The sequence below is a fragment of the Herbaspirillum sp. RV1423 genome, from assembly GCF_000577615.1.
In the GTDB taxonomy this organism is placed as follows: domain Bacteria; phylum Pseudomonadota; class Gammaproteobacteria; order Burkholderiales; family Burkholderiaceae_D; genus Herbaspirillum.
On sequence record NZ_CBXX010000002.1, the window covers coordinates 1 to 17187 of the forward strand.

The window sequence follows — 17187 nt, forward strand, 5'->3', positions numbered from 1 at the left end:
GTCGCGCATCACATAGAGCTGGAACCAGAACGGCTTGGTGGTGACGCTGGCGACGTCTTCGATGGAGCAGATGCTCATGGTCGACAGCGTGAACGGGATGCCGAACTTTTCGGCGGCGATGGCGCCGAGCATTTCGCCGTTGGCCCATTGCATGCCGGTCAGTCCGGTCGGAGCGATGGCCACCGGCATGGCGACATCGTGGCCGATCATGGTGGTGCGGGTGGAACGCTGGTCGACGTTGATGGCCACGCGCTGGCGCAGCTTCAGTGCGGCCAGGTCGTCGCTGTTGGCGCGGTAGGTGCTCTCGGTGTAGGAGCCGCTGTCGGCGTAGTCGTAAAAGGCCTTGGGTACCCGTTTCTTTGCCAGGATGCGCAAATCTTCGACACAGGTGATGACGGGCATATTTATTCTCCGAAATAGGTTGAGTCTATAAAATTTGACCGTATCGTAGATCAAACTGGCCCATCATGGGGTGAATCCGGTTGAGAGAAAGATGAAAAGTTTCGCTGAAAAAAATCGAACAATCTTGCCGCTGCCTATAAATATAGGCTGGCAGCCTTGATGCCGCTTTGTACGGCAGCTTCCAGCGTGGCCGGATAGTCGCCGGCGACATAATCGCCGGCCAGCGCCAGGCCGGGCGGCATGTTCGTATTGTCGGGGCGCGACAAGGCCGGCGTGCAGGAAAAGGTGGCGCGCTTTTCGGAGATGGTTTTGCTCCACAAAGGCGTTTTCAGGAGAGGATTCTGAAGTTGCCGGGCCAGTTGGGCTGCGATGCCGTCGGCCAGCGCGGCATGGCCTTGGGCGATGGCATCGCCGGCCGCGCTGACGACTACCGCCAGCAAGCCGGCGTCGGTTTCGGCGTGACTGAGCTGACCGCGATCGAACACGAATTGTCCCCATGCCGTCGTGTCCGGATTGTCGGTCAGCGCATACAACGGCTGCTTCAGGCGCAGTTGCACCGGATACTGCAAATAGCAGGTCGTGATCGGTTCATAGGTGAAAGCGCGCAGAGGCGTCGTGTCGAAGGCGCCGTCGATGCCCTCCAGCAGATCGGCGGCGGTTTCCGGCGCAGTGGCGATGACCACGCCATCGAACAATGCGGTTTCGTCGCTTTGCCTGAGCCCGATGTCCCAGCGGCCTGATGTGGCGGCGGACGCGGCAATCGACGACACCGCCTGTCCGCAACCGACACTGCCGCCGTGCCGTTCAATGAAAGCTGCGGCTTGTTGCGGGAACAGGGCGGTCAGATCAGTGCGCGGGATCAGCATGTCCGACGCTGCACGGCGCGCGCCCAGACTGTCGCGCAGCACGTTCAGGAAAACCTGCGCCGAGGCGCGTTGCGGCGGTGTGTTGAGCGCGGCGATGCACAGCGGCGTCCACATCAGACGCGTGAGTCGTTCGGTCTGGTCGAAGCGTTCCAGCAATTCGGCAACGGAACAATCCTCATGCAATTGCCAACCCATCCAGCGCGCCGTGGTCGTGAAGCGCGCCAGCGCCATCTTGTCGTCGCGTGCGAGTCCGGTGGCGCGGATCAGTGCCGTCAGCATATGCCACGGCGCGGGCAATCGCGGCGCGATAAAGTCCATGCCGTCGGTCCCGGCCGGATAGCGCATCTGCAAGGGCAGGCGCAGCATGGCCTGGCCGGCGTCAATGCCGACTGTCTTCATGATGTCCAGGGTGGCGCGATAGGCGCCGAGCAGAATATGCTGGCCGTTGTCGAGCGTGCGTCCGTCGATTTCTACGCGGCGTGCGCGGCCGCCCAAGGTGCGGCCGGCTTCGAATAGACTGACGCGCTTGCCTGCCTGCGAGAGTTTGACGGCGGCGGCGCATCCGGCCCAGCCGCCGCCGATGACGGCGATGCGATCACTGCTTTTGTTATCAGGGAAGGTTCCCATTCTTGATCCGGTTCGGTAATTCCTGCTGCTGCACTTCTTCCCACGCCGTGACCTTGTTCGCCGATGACACATACAGTCGCAGATAAGTGTCGAGCGACAATTGCTTGTCCGCCGTGAATGTCAGCGTCTTTTGCTCACCGCTTTCATCCATGGCCGGCAGCCGATATTCGTATATCTCTTTCACAACGGCGCCAGGCAAAATTCTTTTTCCTGCGTCGATCACGTAGACATAAAACTGGTCCTTGCCGAAACGGTTCAGCAAGCTGTTGAACGCCGGGCTCAACAAAACGCTGGCGGCAAAGGCGACGCCAGCGAGCAAGGATAGTACATAAATGCGTTTCATCTTCCTGTCCGCCAATTCCGGAAAGTGAATTGACGTTTCGACGGCGCTAAAGTTCAGTCGCTTTACCGTGCGATTTTCGCGCAATCGTCAGCCCCGGATATACGTCTTCCACGCCAGCCAGAGCTTGCGTATCGGGGTCAGCGAAATGCGCTGGTTCAATACATGGAAGCCGTCGTGCTCGATTTCTTCGAGCAGGGTGCGATAGATCGCCGCCATCATCAGGCCGGGGCGCTGGGCGCGGCGGTCCTGTTTCGGCAACAAAGCGAATGCTTCATCGTAAACACGCTGGGCGCGTTCAACCTGGAATCGCATCAGCTTCTCGAAATTTTCGCTGTGGCGTGCATTAAGAATGTCGGCGGCGGTGACGTTGAATTGCTGTAATTCGCTGACCGGAAGATAGATGCGGCCCTTGCGTCCGTCTTCGCCGACGTCGCGGATGATGTTGGTCAGTTGGAACGCCAGCCCGAGTTTTTCCGCAAAGAGCAAGGTGCCGCCCTGTGTCACGCCGAAGATGCTCGCCGACAGGATGCCGACCACGCTGGCAACGTGCCAGCAGTAACGCTGCAGGCCGGCGAAATCGAGATAGCGGGTCTGGTCCAGATCCATTTCCATGCCGTCGATGACGGCTTGCAGATGCTCGGCCTTGAGGCCGTACGTCGCCACATGCGGCTGCAGAGCCAGGGTGACCGGATGGCTTGGGTTCCCGTTGAGCATTGCAGCAATTTCCTTGCGCCACCAGAGCAGCTTGGTGCGCGCCACGCCGGCATCCTCGATTTCATCGACGGTATCGTCCACTTCGCGGCAGAATGCATATAAAGCAGTGATGGCGCGGCGGCGCTCCGGCGGCAGGAACAAAAAGCTGTAATAGAAACTGGACCCGCTTTGGGCGGCTTTTTGCTGGCAATATTCGTCAGGAGACATGAACTGGGATGGCGATAAAGGCGGGCGCAATGCGCGAAGCCGCTATGCTAGCCGACTAGGGGAGGAAGGGCAATCGGCTTTATATTCGCAGGTATGTCCATCGTGCCGGGAATTCCTTTGGAAACGATCGAGATATCTGGTTGCAGCAGCAGACGTTGTACATTAAGCTGAGGGCAGCGAGGCATTGACTGCCGGCAAGCGCTGCGGAGACGGCGGCGATGATCTGGATGCGGATACTGTTGATAAAAATACAAAACAGACGCAACAGAGGTGAGTAAAGCAACATCAAGGCGAGGAGACTAATTCTTCATGAACAGACTGGAAGCTTTCAGAAGCATTGCAGTGCAGGCCGGCCGCGGCGAGCTGGTGTTTCCGACCAATGTCAATGCATCGATCAAATTGCAGCAGGCGCTCAACGATCCGAATTGCCATCTCGAGGCCGCCGCCAAGCTGGTCATGGCCGAGCCGCTGTTGTCGGCGCGCACCGTGGCGATCGCCAATTCAGCCGCCTACAACCGCTCCGGCGGCGAAATCAACAATGTCCGCACGGCCGTCATGCGGCTAGGTTTCAAGACCTTGAATGCGATTACGACCGCCGTCATCGTGCGTCAGTTGGGACGTAATATTTCCGACCCCGAAATGCGCGTCAAAGCGGCGCAGTTATGGGAGCATACCGCCAACGTGGCCGCGCTGGCGCAGGTGATCGCGTTGAAAATGACGCGTCTCGATCCGGAAACCGCGATGTTCGCCGGCATCGTTCATGAAGTCGGCGGCTTTTACCTGTTGTCGCGCACCGACGAGTTTCCCGGTCTGCTCGACGGTAATGCTGAAGATTGGGCTGAATATGGCGAAAAGATGATCGGTCGCGCCGTGCTGAAAAAGCTCGGCATTCCGGAAGCAGTGCTTGCTGCGGTCGAATCGCTGTGGCACGGTATCCGCGTGTTGCCGCCTGAGACCTTGGGCGATGTATTGCTGCTGGCCAAGGAATTGTCGCCGGTGCCTTCGCCGTTCCATAAGAGCCTGCTGGAAAGCGGGCGCCAAGCCGACACTATCGTGGACGACTTCATCGGCGATGACTCTTTGCATGATGTGTTGGAAGACTCTGCGGATGAAATCCGTTCGCTGACGTCGGCACTGCTGATCTGACGAGCCTCGGCGTCCGGAAAAAGCAGCCTGTTCTCGCGGCTGCTTTTTTTTTGCGGCTGCGCGTCTTGACAGGTCAGGCCGCGCGCATCAGCCGCATCTTGAAATTTCTGCCTTTGATGTTGCCGTCGCTCAGGCGTGCATAAGCCTTTTCGGCAATGCGATAGTCCAGCGCAACATAGGTTGAGAACTCAAACACGTTGATCTTGCCGACCTGCTCCTTGGTCAGGCCGACGTCGCCGGTCAGAGCGCCCAATAGATCGCCGGGACGCAGTTTGTCTTTCTTGCCGCCCTGGATGCATAAGGTGCGCATCGGCGCACGCAAGACCTTGTCTTCATTGGCATCGAGCGTATCGAGGTCGAACCATTGCACCGGCGCTTTCTGGTATTCCTCAATCAGTTTGACCCAGCGCTTTTCGTTGGGCGTACAGAGGTTGAGCGCCAGTCCGCGTTCTTGCCCGCGGCCGGTGCGGCCGATGCGGTGGATGTGGACTTCGGTGTCGCGGGTGACGTCGACGTTGATGACGGCGCTGAGGTTGGCGATATCGAGGCCGCGCGCGGCGACGTCGGTCGCGACCAGCACCGAACAGCTCTGGTTGGCGAACTGGACCAGGATTTCATCGCGCTCGCGCTGTTCCAGGTCGCCGTACAGGGCGAGGGCACTGAAGCCCTGGGCGCGCAATTCGTCGGCCAGTTCGCGGCAATGGATTTTGGTATTGCAGAACGCCAGCGTCGACACCGGCTGGTAATGCTGCAGCAGGCGGGCCACGGCAAAGTTACGCTGTTCTGCCGATACTTCGAAAAAGCGTTGCTCGATCTTTTCGTCGTCGTGCTGAGCCTCGACCTTGATTTCCACCGGATCGCGCAGGAAGCGGGCGCTGGCCTTGCGGATATCGTCGGGATAGGTCGCCGAGAACAGCAAGGTCTGGCGCCGTGCCGGGCAGGCGCTGACGATGCCTTCGATGTCTTCATAAAAGCCCATGTCGACCATGCGGTCGGCTTCGTCCAGCACCAGCGTCTGCACAGTGGCGAGATTGATGCTGCCACGGCCGATGTGATCGCGAATGCGGCCCGGCGTGCCGACGACGATGTGGGTGCCATGTTCCAGCGACGCCATTTGCGGGCGCATTGCCGTGCCGCCGCACAATGTCAGGATTTTGATGTTGTCGGTAAAGCGCGCCAGGCGGCGCAGTTCGTTCGATACCTGGTCCGCCAGTTCGCGCGTCGGACACAGCACCAGGCCCTGGATCGCGAAATAGCTGGGATTGAGTTTGTGCAGCATGCCGATGCCGAACGCCGCGGTTTTGCCGCTGCCGGTCTTAGCCTGGGCAATCAGGTCGCGTCCCTCCAGCGCAGCAGGTAAGCTCGCGGCCTGGATCGCCGTCATTTCGCGATAACCGAGCAATTCGAGATTGGCGATCATCGCCGGCGTCAGCGCCAGATTGGAAAAAGAAGAGGATGTGGACGCAGTGTTCACCATGATTGAGCCTGAGCGCGACGAAATGAGGAAAGTCTAACAGAGCCGCTGTGGGGCTTCGCGCATGCCGCGGGAGCGGCATAAAACGAAAGGGCCTGCACCGATGTCGCCATGTGCAAGCCCTTGCGGTACGTATATTTGGTTGCGGGGGCAGGATTTGAACCTACGACCTTCGGGTTATGAGCCCGACGAGCTGCCAGACTGCTCCACCCCGCGTCTGAGGGAGCGAATTCTACAGAGCATCGATTTGAATAGCAAGCGGTCATTTGCCTGTTCATGCAAATTCATGGTGCGGATGGACGTGGATGCGCATCGGCGCCTACACTGCGCGTTTTATGAACGATAAGGCGATGAAGGCAAGGAGCATCGAATGAGCAAAATGACTTATGAAGAATACCTGGACGAAGTGACGACACTGATCACTGAGCTGTACGACGTCAGCGACGCCGATGCGATCAAGCTGGTGGTGCAGGCGCAAGCCAATGAGTTCTTCGTCGCGCACGATGACGATGAGAACTTGCGCACGCAGGAGCGGGCGCTGCAGGATGCGCGGACGATCTACAAGCAAGGGCGGAAAAAACGCTGAAGCAAGAACATCTGCACGCGATTGCAAATGAGGTTGAACCATTCTGCATTTCTGCCTTCTACTAAAGCATGCCCGTCGCAAAGCCAGACTGGATAAGGTGTCCGGCGATGTCTGACAGACATTCAGGATATTCGCTTCCGTGCGACGGATTCGTCGAAATCAAAGTACAAGGAGATTTGCATATGAAAACCCGTCAGCTCATCCTTACCGCCGCAATGCTGGCCGTCACCGGCGGCGCAATGGCGCAACAACAAAGCACGATGGATGTTCCCGCTTCGCCCGGCATGACCGTTCCGGCTTCGCCAGCCAATGGCGTATCCAACGATCCGTATGTCCAGAAGCGTCAATCCGATGCCGGCGCGAAGGCAGAGTACAAGAAGCAGAAGAAGGCGATCAAGCAACAAGGCAAGGCTGACAGGAAGGCTGCCAAGCAGGAGTTGAAGGCGGAAAAGAAGGAGTCCGCTGCCGAACGAGATGCCCGGCTCGCCCAGCCGCAGCCGCAGAGCGATCTGAACAAGGGGCAATAGGCAGTCTTGTTGGGATGAGGACGGTTTCCCCCGGTAGTGAAAAAGTATCTTCACAATGAAGATGCTTTTTCGTATGCAGAAACAGGCAGTTTTCAGCCCTGCATCGCCATCGCGCGCCACACCACCAGCAACCAATCGCGTTTTCCCAGTTGCGGTCGCAGTCTGAAAACGTCGCCGTTCGCTTGTTCAATGCGTTCCAGAATGCACAAACCGCCTTGTACCACCATGCGCAGTTCCCAGCCTATGCGTCCCGGCAGCCTGCACGCCAGCGGCGCTCCCGACAGCATCATCGCGCGCGCGCGGTTGATCTCGAACTGCATCAACGCCCGCCACGCGGCGTTGCAATCGGCCGCGGCAATGTGTTGTTCCGTAATGCCGAAGCGCTGCATATCCTCCAGAGGCAGGTAGATGCGCTGCTTTTTCCAGTCGATGGCGACGTCCTGCAAGAAATTGATCAGTTGCAGCGCGGAGCAGACGGCGTCGGCGTCGCGCAGGTTGTCCGATGTCGCCGCGTGATACAGATGCAGCATCAGGGTGCCGACCGGGTTGGCGGAGCGGCGGCAATAGTCGAGCAGATCGTCGAAGTTCCGGTAACGTGTGGTGACGACATCCTGCCTGAAGGCCGACAGCAGATCGCGGAACGGCGCCATCGGCAGTTCGTATTCGCGGATGACGCCGGCCAGGGAGGCGAACATCGAATTGCCTCGAGGTTGCCGAGCATCAATGCAGTCCAGTTCCTGCTCATAGGCGGCGAGGGCGGCCAGCCGTGCTGCCGGTTCGGCATCGCCTTCATCTGCAATGTCGTCGGCGCTGCGCGCAAAGGCATAAATGGCCTTGACGGCAGGGCGCAGGCGGGCCGGCAACAGCAGCGACGCGACGGGGAAATTTTCGTAATGGTCAGCGGCCATGCAAATGAAGCGTCCAATAGAAGTCGATAAGAATCTTGAGCGGCGAAAGATATCCGGCCGCAGGATTTTGTGTCCCGAATAGTAAAGGAAAAATACGGCCGTTTCGCTTTTCGTATCAGCCGCGCTGTTCAGAGGGAGGAGGCTCTGGAAAAATTGCACCGTGGCCATATAAAAACGCAGACAGTCGGCCAAGCTTGCAGTAGAATAGCGGGCTGCAATAAAAATGCTACCTCATTGACAGGCTCTGGTTCTCCGGCGTATCCGCTGAAAAATCCAACGTAACCCGGTCGATGATTGCACCTTTCAGCGAGGGTGGCGAAATTGGTAGACGCATCAGGTTTAGGTCCTGACGCCAGCAATGGTGTAGGGGTTCGAGTCCCCTCCCTCGCACCAACAATTCCCTTTGGTTTCCCGTTCGCCCGGCCAAGAAGCGCTGACCCTGTTCGCGTGACGCTCCGGGCGATTTCCATTTGTTGTTCAGTTGAGTTTTTTTGCCGGGGCATGTATGCGCTATCAACATTACAAGGGCGGGATTTACGAATTCCTGCACGAAGCGATACTGGAATCAGATTTGACGCCGATGGTAGTCTATCGCGCCGCCAGCGGTGTGGTATGGATCCGGCCGAAGGATGTGTTTCATGAAATCATCGAGGTCGACGGCAAGCGCGTGCCGCGGTTCGCGTTGCTGGACGCCGCCGATTAGCTCAGTAAAATCCTGCGATTCTTCTCTCAAGAAGATATCAGGAAGATGAGTCGCATCTGTTAATGTCTTGACTTCGTTTCATTGCTTATAGTGCTTATATATAGGGATAAGTTATGCGCAAAGTATGGTGTCTGGCTGCGGCGGTTTTCATTGTGTCGGCGTCTGTCGTATCGTTAGCCAAAGCGCAGGAGCTTGGCGATGTCAGTACGGCGTTCCGCTGGCTCGGCAGGAATGACCGCATTGCCGTCGAAGCTTACGACGACCCGAAAGTCGTGGGCGTGACCTGCTATGTTTCGCGGGCGCGTACCGGTGGCGTCAAAGGCACGGTCGGTCTTGCCGAAGACAAGGCCGAGGCGTCGATCGCCTGCCGTCAGGTGGCAGCTTCAATTACCTTCAAGAGCACCGTTCCCGTGCAAGAGGATGTGTTCTCCGAACGCATGTCGATCCTGTTCAAACGTCTGCATATCGTGCGACTGGTCGATGTCAAACGCAACACCTTGGTATATTTGACCTATTCCGACAAATTGATCGACGGCAGTCCGATGAACGCGATTACCGCAGTTCCGGTTGCCGCGTCCACTCCTATCCCGGTGAAATAAAACATGAAGACAATCAGGGCACTCGCGGCAGAATTGCAGGCAGGACAAACCACCAGCGTCAAACTGGTCGAACAGGCGTTGGAACGCATCGCCGCGTATCGCGGGCAGGGCGGAGCAGCCTATGTCGGCGTCAATGTCGATCGTGCGCTGGCTGCTGCGCACGCCAGCGATGCGGCGCGTGCGGCTGGCAATGTGCCGTCGCTGCTGGCCGGTTTGCCGGTATCGATCAAGGATTTGTTCGACGTGCAGGGCGAAGTCACCGCCGCTGGTTCCCGTGTATTGGCGAATGCACCGGCAGCACAGTCCGATGCGCCTGCGGTGGCGCGTTTGCGGCATGCCGGAGCTGTCCTGCTCGGCCGCACCAACATGAGCGAGTTTGCATTTTCGGGGCTTGGCCTGAATCCGCACTACGGCACGCCACGCAATCCATTGGACGTGCAGCGTGTGAGCGGCGGCTCGACTTCGGGCGGCGCGGTCAGCGTGGCGGCCGGTATGGCTGTGATGGCGCTCGGCACCGATACCGGCGGCTCGATCCGAATTCCGTCTGCGTTCTGCGGCCTGACCGGCTTCAAGCCGACGGCGCGGCGTGTGAGCCTGCAAGGCGCGGTGCCGCTGTCGACCACGCTGGATTCCGCGGGACCGTTGGCGCGCAGCGTCGATTGTTGCGCGATTGCCGACGCCATTTTGTCCGGCGCAACGCTGGAAACGGATGCCGTGCCGTTGGCGGGCCTGCGTTTTGGCGTGACTGAGGATGTCGTGGCTGATGGCATGGACGATACGGTGCGTATGGCGTTCGACGCGGCGTTGTCGCGTTTGCAAAGCGCGGGGGCATTGATCCAGCGGTTTGCGTTTCCTGAACTGAAAGAGTTGCCGGTGATTAATGCCGGTGGCGGTTTCAGCGCGGCGGAGTCGTGGGCCTGGCATCGCCGGTTGCTCGACGCCTCGGCGGATCAATACGACCAGCGTGTGGCGGTGCGCATTCGTCGCGGCGCGCAGCAGACTGCCGCCGACTATATCGATTTGCTGGCAGCGCGCCGGCGCATCATTGCCCAGGCGAAGCGCCGCCTGTCGGTGTTCGATGCCTGGCTGATGCCGACGGTGCCGGTTGTGCCGCCGCTGTTACAACCGTTGCAAGACAGCGACGAGACTTTCTTTGCAATCAACGGGCTGGTGTTGCGCAATCCGAGCGTGATCAATTTTCTCGACGGTTGCGCGCTCAATCTGCCTTGTCCGACCCATAACGGGTTGCCGGTCGGCATTAGCATATGCGGCCTGAACGGCGACGATGCGCGCATTCTGGCGATCAGCCGTGCGGTGGAGGCAATTTTGCCTGCACAGCAAGGCTAAGCGACGCCATCGGCTGATTTTGTTGGCCGAAGATCGCCGTTTTGGCGCAAGGGCATCTTTTCCGTATAAAATAGCGGACTTTAGCGCGGCCGGGCAGGGCAAAAAAGCGACGTTTTTCACGTTCTTGCCATCCGGGCCGCACCACGGAATTCATTAATTTTTGGACGATTCACATGGCAACTGCAGTCGAAACTTTGAGCAAACTTGAGCGCCGCATCACCCTGACATTTCCTCTGGCCGACGTGCAGGCAGAAGTTGAAAAACGCCTGAAAGTGCGCGCCCGCACAGCGAAGGCGCCAGGCTTCCGTCCAGGCAAGGTGCCGATGAAGATGGTGGCCGCCCAGTTCGGCTACCAGGTCGAAACCGAAGTGCTGAACGACAAGGTCGGCCGCGCATTCAACGACGTCGCCGTCGAAAACAACCTGCGCGTTGCCGGTTATCCCAAGATCGAGCCAAAGACCAGCGAAGGCGTGGCTGAAGGTTCGCTGGCGTTCGACGCAACATTTGAAGTCTATCCGGAAGTCGCAATCGGCGATCTGTCCTCGGCTGAAGTCGAGAAGACCACATCGGCCGTTTCCGACGCCGAAATCGACAAGACGCTGGATATCCTGCGCAAGCAACGCGTGCACTACCACGTCAAGGGCGAACAAGGCGCGCACGGCGACGGCGGCGAACCATCCGCACAGAGCGGCGACCGCGCCACTGTCGACTTCGTCGGCAAGATCGACGGCGTCGAATTCCAGGGCGGCAAGGCTGAGGCTTTCCCGTTCGTGCTCGGCGAAGGCCGCATGTTGCCAGAGTTCGAAGCCGCAACGATCGGGCTGAAGGTCGGCGAGTCCAAGACTTTTCCGTTGGCATTTCCTGCCGATTACCATGGCAAGGACGTGGCCGGCAAAACAGCGGAATTCACCATTACGCTGAAAAAGCTGGAATGGGCGCATCTGCCGGAAGTTGACGCGGAATTCGCCAAGTCGCTGGGCATCGAAGACGGCGACCTGACCAAGATGCGCGAAGACATCAAGCGCAACCTGGAACGTGAAGTCAACGCCCGTACCAAGGCCAAGACCAAGGACAGCGTCATGGACGCCCTGATCAAGGTCAGCGAACTGGAGGTGCCGAAGGCATTGGTCGAACAAGACATCGAGCGCCTGGTTGAAATGGCGCATCAGGACATGGCGCAGCGCGGCATGGATCCGAAGGGCATGCAATTGCCGCGCGAACTGTTCGCCGCGCAAGCCGAGCGCCGCGTTCGCCTGGGTCTGATCCTGGCGGAAGTCGTCAAGACCAACAAGCTGGAAGCCACCGAAGAACAAGTCAAGGCGCAAGTCGAAGACTTCGCGCAAAGCTATGAAGACCCGCAACAAGTCCTGAAGTATTACTTCAGCGACCGTCGCCGCCTGGCCGAAGTCGAAGCCCTTGTTTTGGAAGAAAACGTCGTCAACTACGTGCTGGGTAAATCCAAGGTTTCCGAGAAATCGGTCGCGTTTGACGCCTTGATGGGCAACCAGCCGCAAGCGTAATCCGACCTTCTCGGGTAACATGAGAGAAGACTTCGACGCATAAGGAATGCACATGACAGGTTTGATTAGGCAGTCCGCACTGGACACAGAAATGCTCGGCATGGTGCCGATGGTGATCGAGCAAAGCGGTCGCGGCGAGCGTGCGTATGATATTTATTCGCGTTTGCTGAAAGAGCGCATCATTTTCCTGGTCGGCCCGGTCAATGATGCGACCGCCAACCTGGTAGTGGCGCAGTTGCTGTTCCTGGAAAGCGAAAATCCGGACAAGGATATTTCGCTGTACATCAACTCCCCGGGCGGCTCGGTCTCGGCCGGCATGGCGATTTTCGACACGATGCAATTCATCAAGCCGGACGTTTCCACACTGTGCACCGGCCTGGCGGCGTCGATGGGCGCTTTCCTGCTGGCCGCCGGCGCCAAGGGCAAGCGGTTTTCGCTGCCGAACTCGCGCATCATGATTCACCAGCCTCTGGGCGGTGCGCAGGGGCAGGCGTCGGACATCGAAATTCAGGCGCGTGAAATCCTGTATCTGCGTGAGCGCCTGAATGCCATCCTCGCTGAAAAGACCGGTCGCACGATCGATCAGATCAGCAAGGACACCGATCGCGACAACTTCATGTCGGCAGAAGCCGCTGCTGAATACGGCCTGATCGATCAGGTATTACAGAAACGCGCGTGATCCGCGTAATTCTTGGTTGCAGTGTATTTTGCGTGTGAATCGCTGTATCTCCAGCAAATGCCCGGACTTCGGTTCGGGCATTTTCTTTTTGCACTGCGTCAACGCAGGAGCGAGTCAATGCAGTGATCAGGGCCGGATTTCCGCCTTATTGCTTTTTTTGTCTGCGATCCTATATGAGATAGTCTAGGGGCTGGTTTTCACCGGCTTCCAAATATGTCGATTTCGTGACGAATCATGAAATCGCAGGTATGATCAAGCCGTACTCTATTCACATTTGCCCTATATGTCCGAGAAAAAATCTTCCAGCGGCGAAAAGCTGCTTTATTGCTCGTTTTGCGGCAAAAGTCAGCATGAAGTCAAGAAACTGATCGCAGGTCCGTCGGTATTCATCTGCGACGAATGCATCGATTTGTGCAATGACATCATTCGCGATGAAGCTTCCAGCGTTGAGTCGGTCGCAGGCGCCAAGTCCGACCTGCCGACGCCGCAAGAGATTTCCGAACTGCTCGACCAGTACGTGATCGGCCAGTCGACCGCCAAGCGCATCCTGTCGGTTGCCGTGTACAACCACTACAAGCGCCTGAAGCATCTCGGCAAGAAGGACGACGTCGAACTGGCCAAGAGCAACATCCTGCTGGTCGGTCCGACCGGTTCGGGCAAGACCTTGCTGGCCCAGACTCTGGCGCGCATGTTGAACGTGCCGTTCGTGATCGCCGATGCGACGACGCTGACCGAAGCCGGCTATGTCGGCGAAGACGTCGAGAACATCATCCAGAAGCTGCTGCAGAACTGCAACTACGAAGTCGAGAAGGCGCAGAAGGGCATCGTCTATATCGATGAAATCGACAAGATCTCGCGCAAATCCGACAATCCGTCGATCACCCGCGACGTTTCCGGCGAAGGCGTGCAGCAGGCGCTGCTGAAACTGATCGAAGGCACCATGGCGTCGGTGCCTCCACAAGGCGGCCGCAAGCATCCCAACCAGGATTTCGTGCAGATCGACACGACCAACATCATGTTCATTTGCGGCGGCGCCTTCGACGGCCTGGCGAAGATCATTTCCGAGCGTTCCGAAAAGAGCGGCATCGGTTTTGGCGCCAACGTTAAGAGCCCGTCGCAAAAGACCGCCAGCGAAGTGCTGCTGCGCGCCGAGCCGGACGATCTGGTCAAATTCGGCCTGATTCCTGAACTGGTCGGCCGTCTGCCGGTGATTGCAACGCTCAATGAGTTGAATGAAGAAGCGCTGATCCAGATCCTGCTGGAGCCGAAGAACGCGTTGATCAAGCAATATTCCAAGCTGTTGCAAATGGAAGGCGCCGAACTGGAAATCCGTCCCGCCGCGCTGCAGGCGATCGCCAAGAAGGCGCTGGCGCGCAAGACCGGTGCGCGCGGCTTGCGCTCCATCCTTGAACACGCCTTGTTGGACGTGATGTACGAACTGCCGAGCCAGCAAAACGTCGCCAAGGTAGTGATCGACGAAAACACCATTACCAATGGTGCCAAGCCTTTGCTGATCTACCACGAACAGCCCAAGGTTTCGGGCGCTTGAACGGCCGTAGAATACATCCGGCGGCAAAGCACGCCGGATGTATTCATCAAGACTAAAAGCGGTACAATAAACTGCGGACATCACTCCGGCTTCCATCGTAAAGCCACCCGAGGGCGACTTCGTGTGTGGCTTTTTTATTTGCTTTTTGTTAGGTTTTTGCCGCACCCTTGTCTTTTTGTTAACGTGGTTTTAACCTTGTTTCAACGAAAAGTTGTCGTGTTTTATTTCAATCTGGGCTTGTGTTTTAACAGCTCGCGCCAACATCACTAACAGTAACTTTTGATAAGGCTCGCCATGACGACTTCTACTCTCACCGAACAAACGCAATTGCCTCTGCTGCCGTTGCGGGATGTTGTTGTCTTCCCGCATATGGTGATTCCTTTATTCGTTGGCCGCCCCAAGTCCATTAAGGCACTGGAAGCTGCGATGGAGCAGGGCAAGAGCATTATGCTTGCCGCTCAGAAAGCCGCAGCCAAGGATGAACCCTCGGCGGACGACATCTATGAAATCGGCTGCGTCGCCAATATCCTGCAAATGCTGAAGTTGCCCGACGGCACCGTCAAGGTGCTGGTCGAAGGCGCGCAGCGCGCACGCATTCATCACATCAGCGAACTGGACACCCATTTTGTTGCCGATCTGACACCAGTCGAATCCGAACTGGGCGATGAGGCCGAAGTGGAAGCCATGCGCCGCACCATCGTTCAGCAGTTCGACCAGTACGTCAAACTGAACAAGAAGATCCCGCCTGAGATCCTGAGCTCGCTGGCCGGCATCGACGATGCCGGCCGTTTGGCGGACACTATCGCCGCACACTTGCCGCTCAAGCTCGAACAAAAGCAGGTCATCCTGGAAATCTTCAATGTCGCCAAGCGTCACGAGCATTTGCTCGGCCAACTGGAAGGCGAACTGGACATCCTGCAGGTCGAAAAGCGAATCCGTGGTCGCGTCAAGCGCCAAATGGAAAAGTCGCAGCGCGAGTACTACCTGAACGAGCAGGTCAAGGCCATCCAGAAGGAACTGGGCGAAGGCGAAGACGGTGCCGACCTCGAAGAGTTGGAGAAGAAAATCCTCTCCGCCAAGATGCCGAAGGAAGCTCTGGAAAAGGCGCAGTCCGAACTGAAGAAACTCAAACTGATGTCGCCGATGTCGGCTGAAGCCACCGTCGTGCGCAATTACATCGACACACTGGTCAGTTTGCCGTGGAAGAAGAAATCCAAGGTCAACAACGACTTGCCGCATGCGGAGAAAGTCTTGGAAGGCGACCACTACGGCCTCGACAAGGTCAAGGAACGCATCCTCGAATATCTTGCCGTGCAACAGCGTGTGGACAAGCTGAAAGCGCCGATCCTGTGCTTCGTCGGACCTCCGGGCGTGGGCAAGACCTCGCTGGGCCAATCCATCGCGCGCGCCACGAACCGCAAGTTCGTGCGCATGGCGCTGGGCGGCGTACGCGACGAAGCCGAAATCCGCGGCCATCGCCGTACTTACATTGGTTCCATGCCGGGCAAGATTTTGCAAAGCCTGGCCAAGGTTGGTGTGCGCAATCCATTGTTCCTGCTCGACGAAATCGACAAGCTCGGCATGGATTTCCGCGGCGATCCGTCGTCGGCATTGCTGGAAGTGCTGGATCCGGAACAGAACCACACTTTCTCCGACCATTACATCGAAGTCGATTTCGACTTGTCGGATGTGATGTTCGTGGCGACGTCCAACTCCTTCAATATCCCGCCGGCATTGCTGGACCGGATGGAAGTGATTCGCCTGTCTGGTTACACCGAGGATGAAAAGACCAGCATCGCGCAACGTTATCTGCTGCCCAAACAGATCAAGAACAACGGTCTGAAGGACGGTGAAATCAGCGTGGCCGAATCGGCGATCCGCGACATCATTCGCTACTACACCCGCGAAGCCGGCGTACGTTCGCTGGAACGTGAAGTGTCGAAGATATGCCGCAAGGTCGTGAAGCTGCTGCTGCTGAAAAAGCAGGAGAAGAAGGTCACTGTCACATCGCGCAATCTGGACAAGTTCCTCGGCGTGCGCCGCTTCGATTTCGGCATCGCCGAAAAGGAAAACCAGGTCGGCCAGGTCGTCGGTCTGGCATGGACCGAAGTGGGCGGCGATCTGTTGACTATCGAATCGGTCACCATGCCCGGCAAGGGCGGCGTTATTCGCACCGGCACGCTGGGCGACGTGATGAAGGAGTCGATCGAAGCGGCACGCACGGTGGTGCGCAGTCGTGCGCACAAGCTCGGCATCAGGAGCGACATATTCGAGAAGAGCGACATCCACATCCACGTGCCGGAAGGCGCAACGCCGAAAGATGGTCCATCGGCCGGTATTGCGATGACCACGGCCATGGTGTCGGTGTTCACCGGTATTCCGGTGCGTGCGGATGTGGCGATGACCGGCGAAATTACCTTGCGCGGCGAAGTGTTGCCGATCGGCGGCCTGAAGGAAAAACTGCTGGCGGCACATCGCGGCGGCATCAAGACGGTCCTGATTCCGGAACAGAATGTCAAGGACCTGACCGAGATTCCCGACAACGTGAAGAACAAGTTGGAAATCGTGCCGGTGCGCTGGATCGACAAAGTCCTGGAAATTGCGCTGGAACGCCAACCGGTTCCCCTGAGCGATGATGAAGCGGTGGTTGCCGCAGTCGCGCCCAAGGAATCGACAGATCCCAGCGTCGTGAAGCACTGATGTCATTCAGTCCTGTGTTTTTACGATGCAGGATATGAAGTACGAAAAAAGCGCTCTTCGGAGCGCTTTTTTTATCTCTTTTTAGATCGTTATTGAAAAGTAAAACGTTTTACGTTGTTGCAAAGGGTCCTCTTTCCATCGCAGGAGTGTGCGCCGGTAAACCGCTTGACACAAGGATTTGCGGCTTGTTTAATACGTTCTGCAGAATTTTCTGCATCGCGCGTGATGCGTGCCGGGCCTCATCGACCGGGGGCGGCGCCGTCGCGAAATTCAAACTTGTTCCATCTTTG

The 17187-nt window shown here is 57.9% G+C and carries 16 protein-coding genes and 2 tRNA genes; 11 read left to right on the plus strand and 7 right to left on the minus strand.

Going from position 1 to position 17187, the window contains the following annotated elements:
* From RV1423_RS01870 to hpnD, 4 genes are all read right to left on the minus strand, one after another.
* A partial coding sequence (locus RV1423_RS01870; RefSeq protein WP_034293066.1) for an alpha-hydroxy-acid oxidizing protein occupies window positions 1-402 on the minus strand: 402 nt, incomplete at its 3' end.
* Between the two features lie 134 nt (window positions 403-536).
* Window positions 537-1895, minus strand: a complete 1359-nt coding sequence (gene hpnE, locus RV1423_RS01875) for a hydroxysqualene dehydroxylase HpnE (RefSeq protein WP_051516420.1) — start codon at window positions 1893-1895, stop codon at window positions 537-539.
* Complete coding sequence (locus RV1423_RS01880) at window positions 1879-2322, minus strand: YxeA family protein (RefSeq protein ID WP_231502015.1); 444 nt, start codon at window positions 2320-2322, stop codon at window positions 1879-1881. The genes hpnE and RV1423_RS01880 overlap by 17 nt, the downstream gene beginning before the upstream one ends.
* Window positions 2323-2325: 3 nt before the next feature.
* Window positions 2326-3159: a presqualene diphosphate synthase HpnD gene (hpnD, locus tag RV1423_RS01885; protein WP_034292580.1), complete on the minus strand. Its 834-nt coding sequence runs from the start codon at window positions 3157-3159 to the stop codon at window positions 2326-2328.
* A 309-nt stretch (window positions 3160-3468) separates the two neighbouring features.
* Between hpnD and RV1423_RS01890 the strand changes: the two genes are divergently transcribed.
* A complete protein-coding gene (locus tag RV1423_RS01890) occupies window positions 3469-4305 on the plus strand; it encodes an HDOD domain-containing protein (RefSeq protein ID WP_034292582.1) in 837 nt (278 codons plus the stop codon).
* A 73-nt stretch (window positions 4306-4378) separates the two neighbouring features.
* Here RV1423_RS01890 and dbpA read toward each other — a convergent pair whose 3' ends face one another.
* Window positions 4379-5782, minus strand: a complete 1404-nt coding sequence (gene dbpA / locus RV1423_RS01895; RefSeq protein ID WP_034292584.1) for an ATP-dependent RNA helicase DbpA — start codon at window positions 5780-5782, stop codon at window positions 4379-4381.
* A 136-nt stretch (window positions 5783-5918) separates the two neighbouring features.
* A tRNA-Met gene (locus RV1423_RS01900) sits at window positions 5919-5995 on the minus strand.
* Window positions 5996-6158: 163 nt separating this feature from the next.
* Between RV1423_RS01900 and RV1423_RS01905 the strand changes: the two genes are divergently transcribed.
* Together RV1423_RS01905 and RV1423_RS01910 are read left to right on the plus strand one after the other, a co-directional pair.
* On the plus strand, window positions 6159-6365 hold the full coding sequence (locus RV1423_RS01905; RefSeq protein WP_034293070.1) for a hypothetical protein: 207 nt from the start codon (window positions 6159-6161) through the stop codon (window positions 6363-6365).
* Between the two features lie 182 nt (window positions 6366-6547).
* Window positions 6548-6892: a hypothetical protein gene (locus RV1423_RS01910; protein WP_034292586.1), complete on the plus strand. Its 345-nt coding sequence runs from the start codon at window positions 6548-6550 to the stop codon at window positions 6890-6892.
* A gap of 92 nt (window positions 6893-6984) precedes the next feature.
* Here RV1423_RS01910 and hpnC read toward each other — a convergent pair whose 3' ends face one another.
* Window positions 6985-7800: a squalene synthase HpnC gene (hpnC, locus tag RV1423_RS01915; protein WP_034293072.1), complete on the minus strand. Its 816-nt coding sequence runs from the start codon at window positions 7798-7800 to the stop codon at window positions 6985-6987.
* Window positions 7801-8106: 306 nt separating this feature from the next.
* Between hpnC and RV1423_RS01920 the strand changes: the two genes are divergently transcribed.
* The 8 genes from RV1423_RS01920 to lon all read left to right on the plus strand — a co-directional run bounded on the left by RV1423_RS01920 (window position 8107) and on the right by lon (window position 16897).
* Window positions 8107-8193, plus strand: a tRNA-Leu gene (locus RV1423_RS01920).
* Between the two features lie 112 nt (window positions 8194-8305).
* Entirely contained in the window at window positions 8306-8503 is a 198-nt protein-coding gene (locus RV1423_RS01925) for a DUF1653 domain-containing protein (protein WP_034292588.1), read from the plus strand.
* Window positions 8504-8616: 113 nt separating this feature from the next.
* Complete coding sequence (locus RV1423_RS01930) at window positions 8617-9102, plus strand: CreA family protein (protein WP_051516421.1); 486 nt, start codon at window positions 8617-8619, stop codon at window positions 9100-9102.
* A 3-nt stretch (window positions 9103-9105) separates the two neighbouring features.
* Window positions 9106-10449, plus strand: a complete 1344-nt coding sequence (locus tag RV1423_RS01935) for an amidase (protein ID WP_034292589.1) — start codon at window positions 9106-9108, stop codon at window positions 10447-10449.
* A 173-nt stretch (window positions 10450-10622) separates the two neighbouring features.
* Window positions 10623-11969: a trigger factor gene (tig, locus tag RV1423_RS01940; protein ID WP_034292591.1), complete on the plus strand. Its 1347-nt coding sequence runs from the start codon at window positions 10623-10625 to the stop codon at window positions 11967-11969.
* A gap of 52 nt (window positions 11970-12021) precedes the next feature.
* Window positions 12022-12648 carry an ATP-dependent Clp endopeptidase proteolytic subunit ClpP gene (clpP, locus tag RV1423_RS01945; RefSeq protein WP_034292593.1) on the plus strand — a complete coding sequence of 209 codons (627 nt, stop codon included), beginning with the start codon at window positions 12022-12024 and terminating at the stop codon, window positions 12646-12648.
* A 283-nt stretch (window positions 12649-12931) separates the two neighbouring features.
* Window positions 12932-14197, plus strand: coding sequence for an ATP-dependent Clp protease ATP-binding subunit ClpX (gene clpX / locus RV1423_RS01950; RefSeq protein ID WP_034293076.1), 1266 nt, complete (start codon window positions 12932-12934; stop codon window positions 14195-14197).
* 294 nt (window positions 14198-14491) lie between these two features.
* Entirely contained in the window at window positions 14492-16897 is a 2406-nt protein-coding gene (gene lon, locus RV1423_RS01955) for an endopeptidase La (protein WP_034292594.1), read from the plus strand.
* Window positions 16898-17187 lie beyond the last annotated feature (290 nt).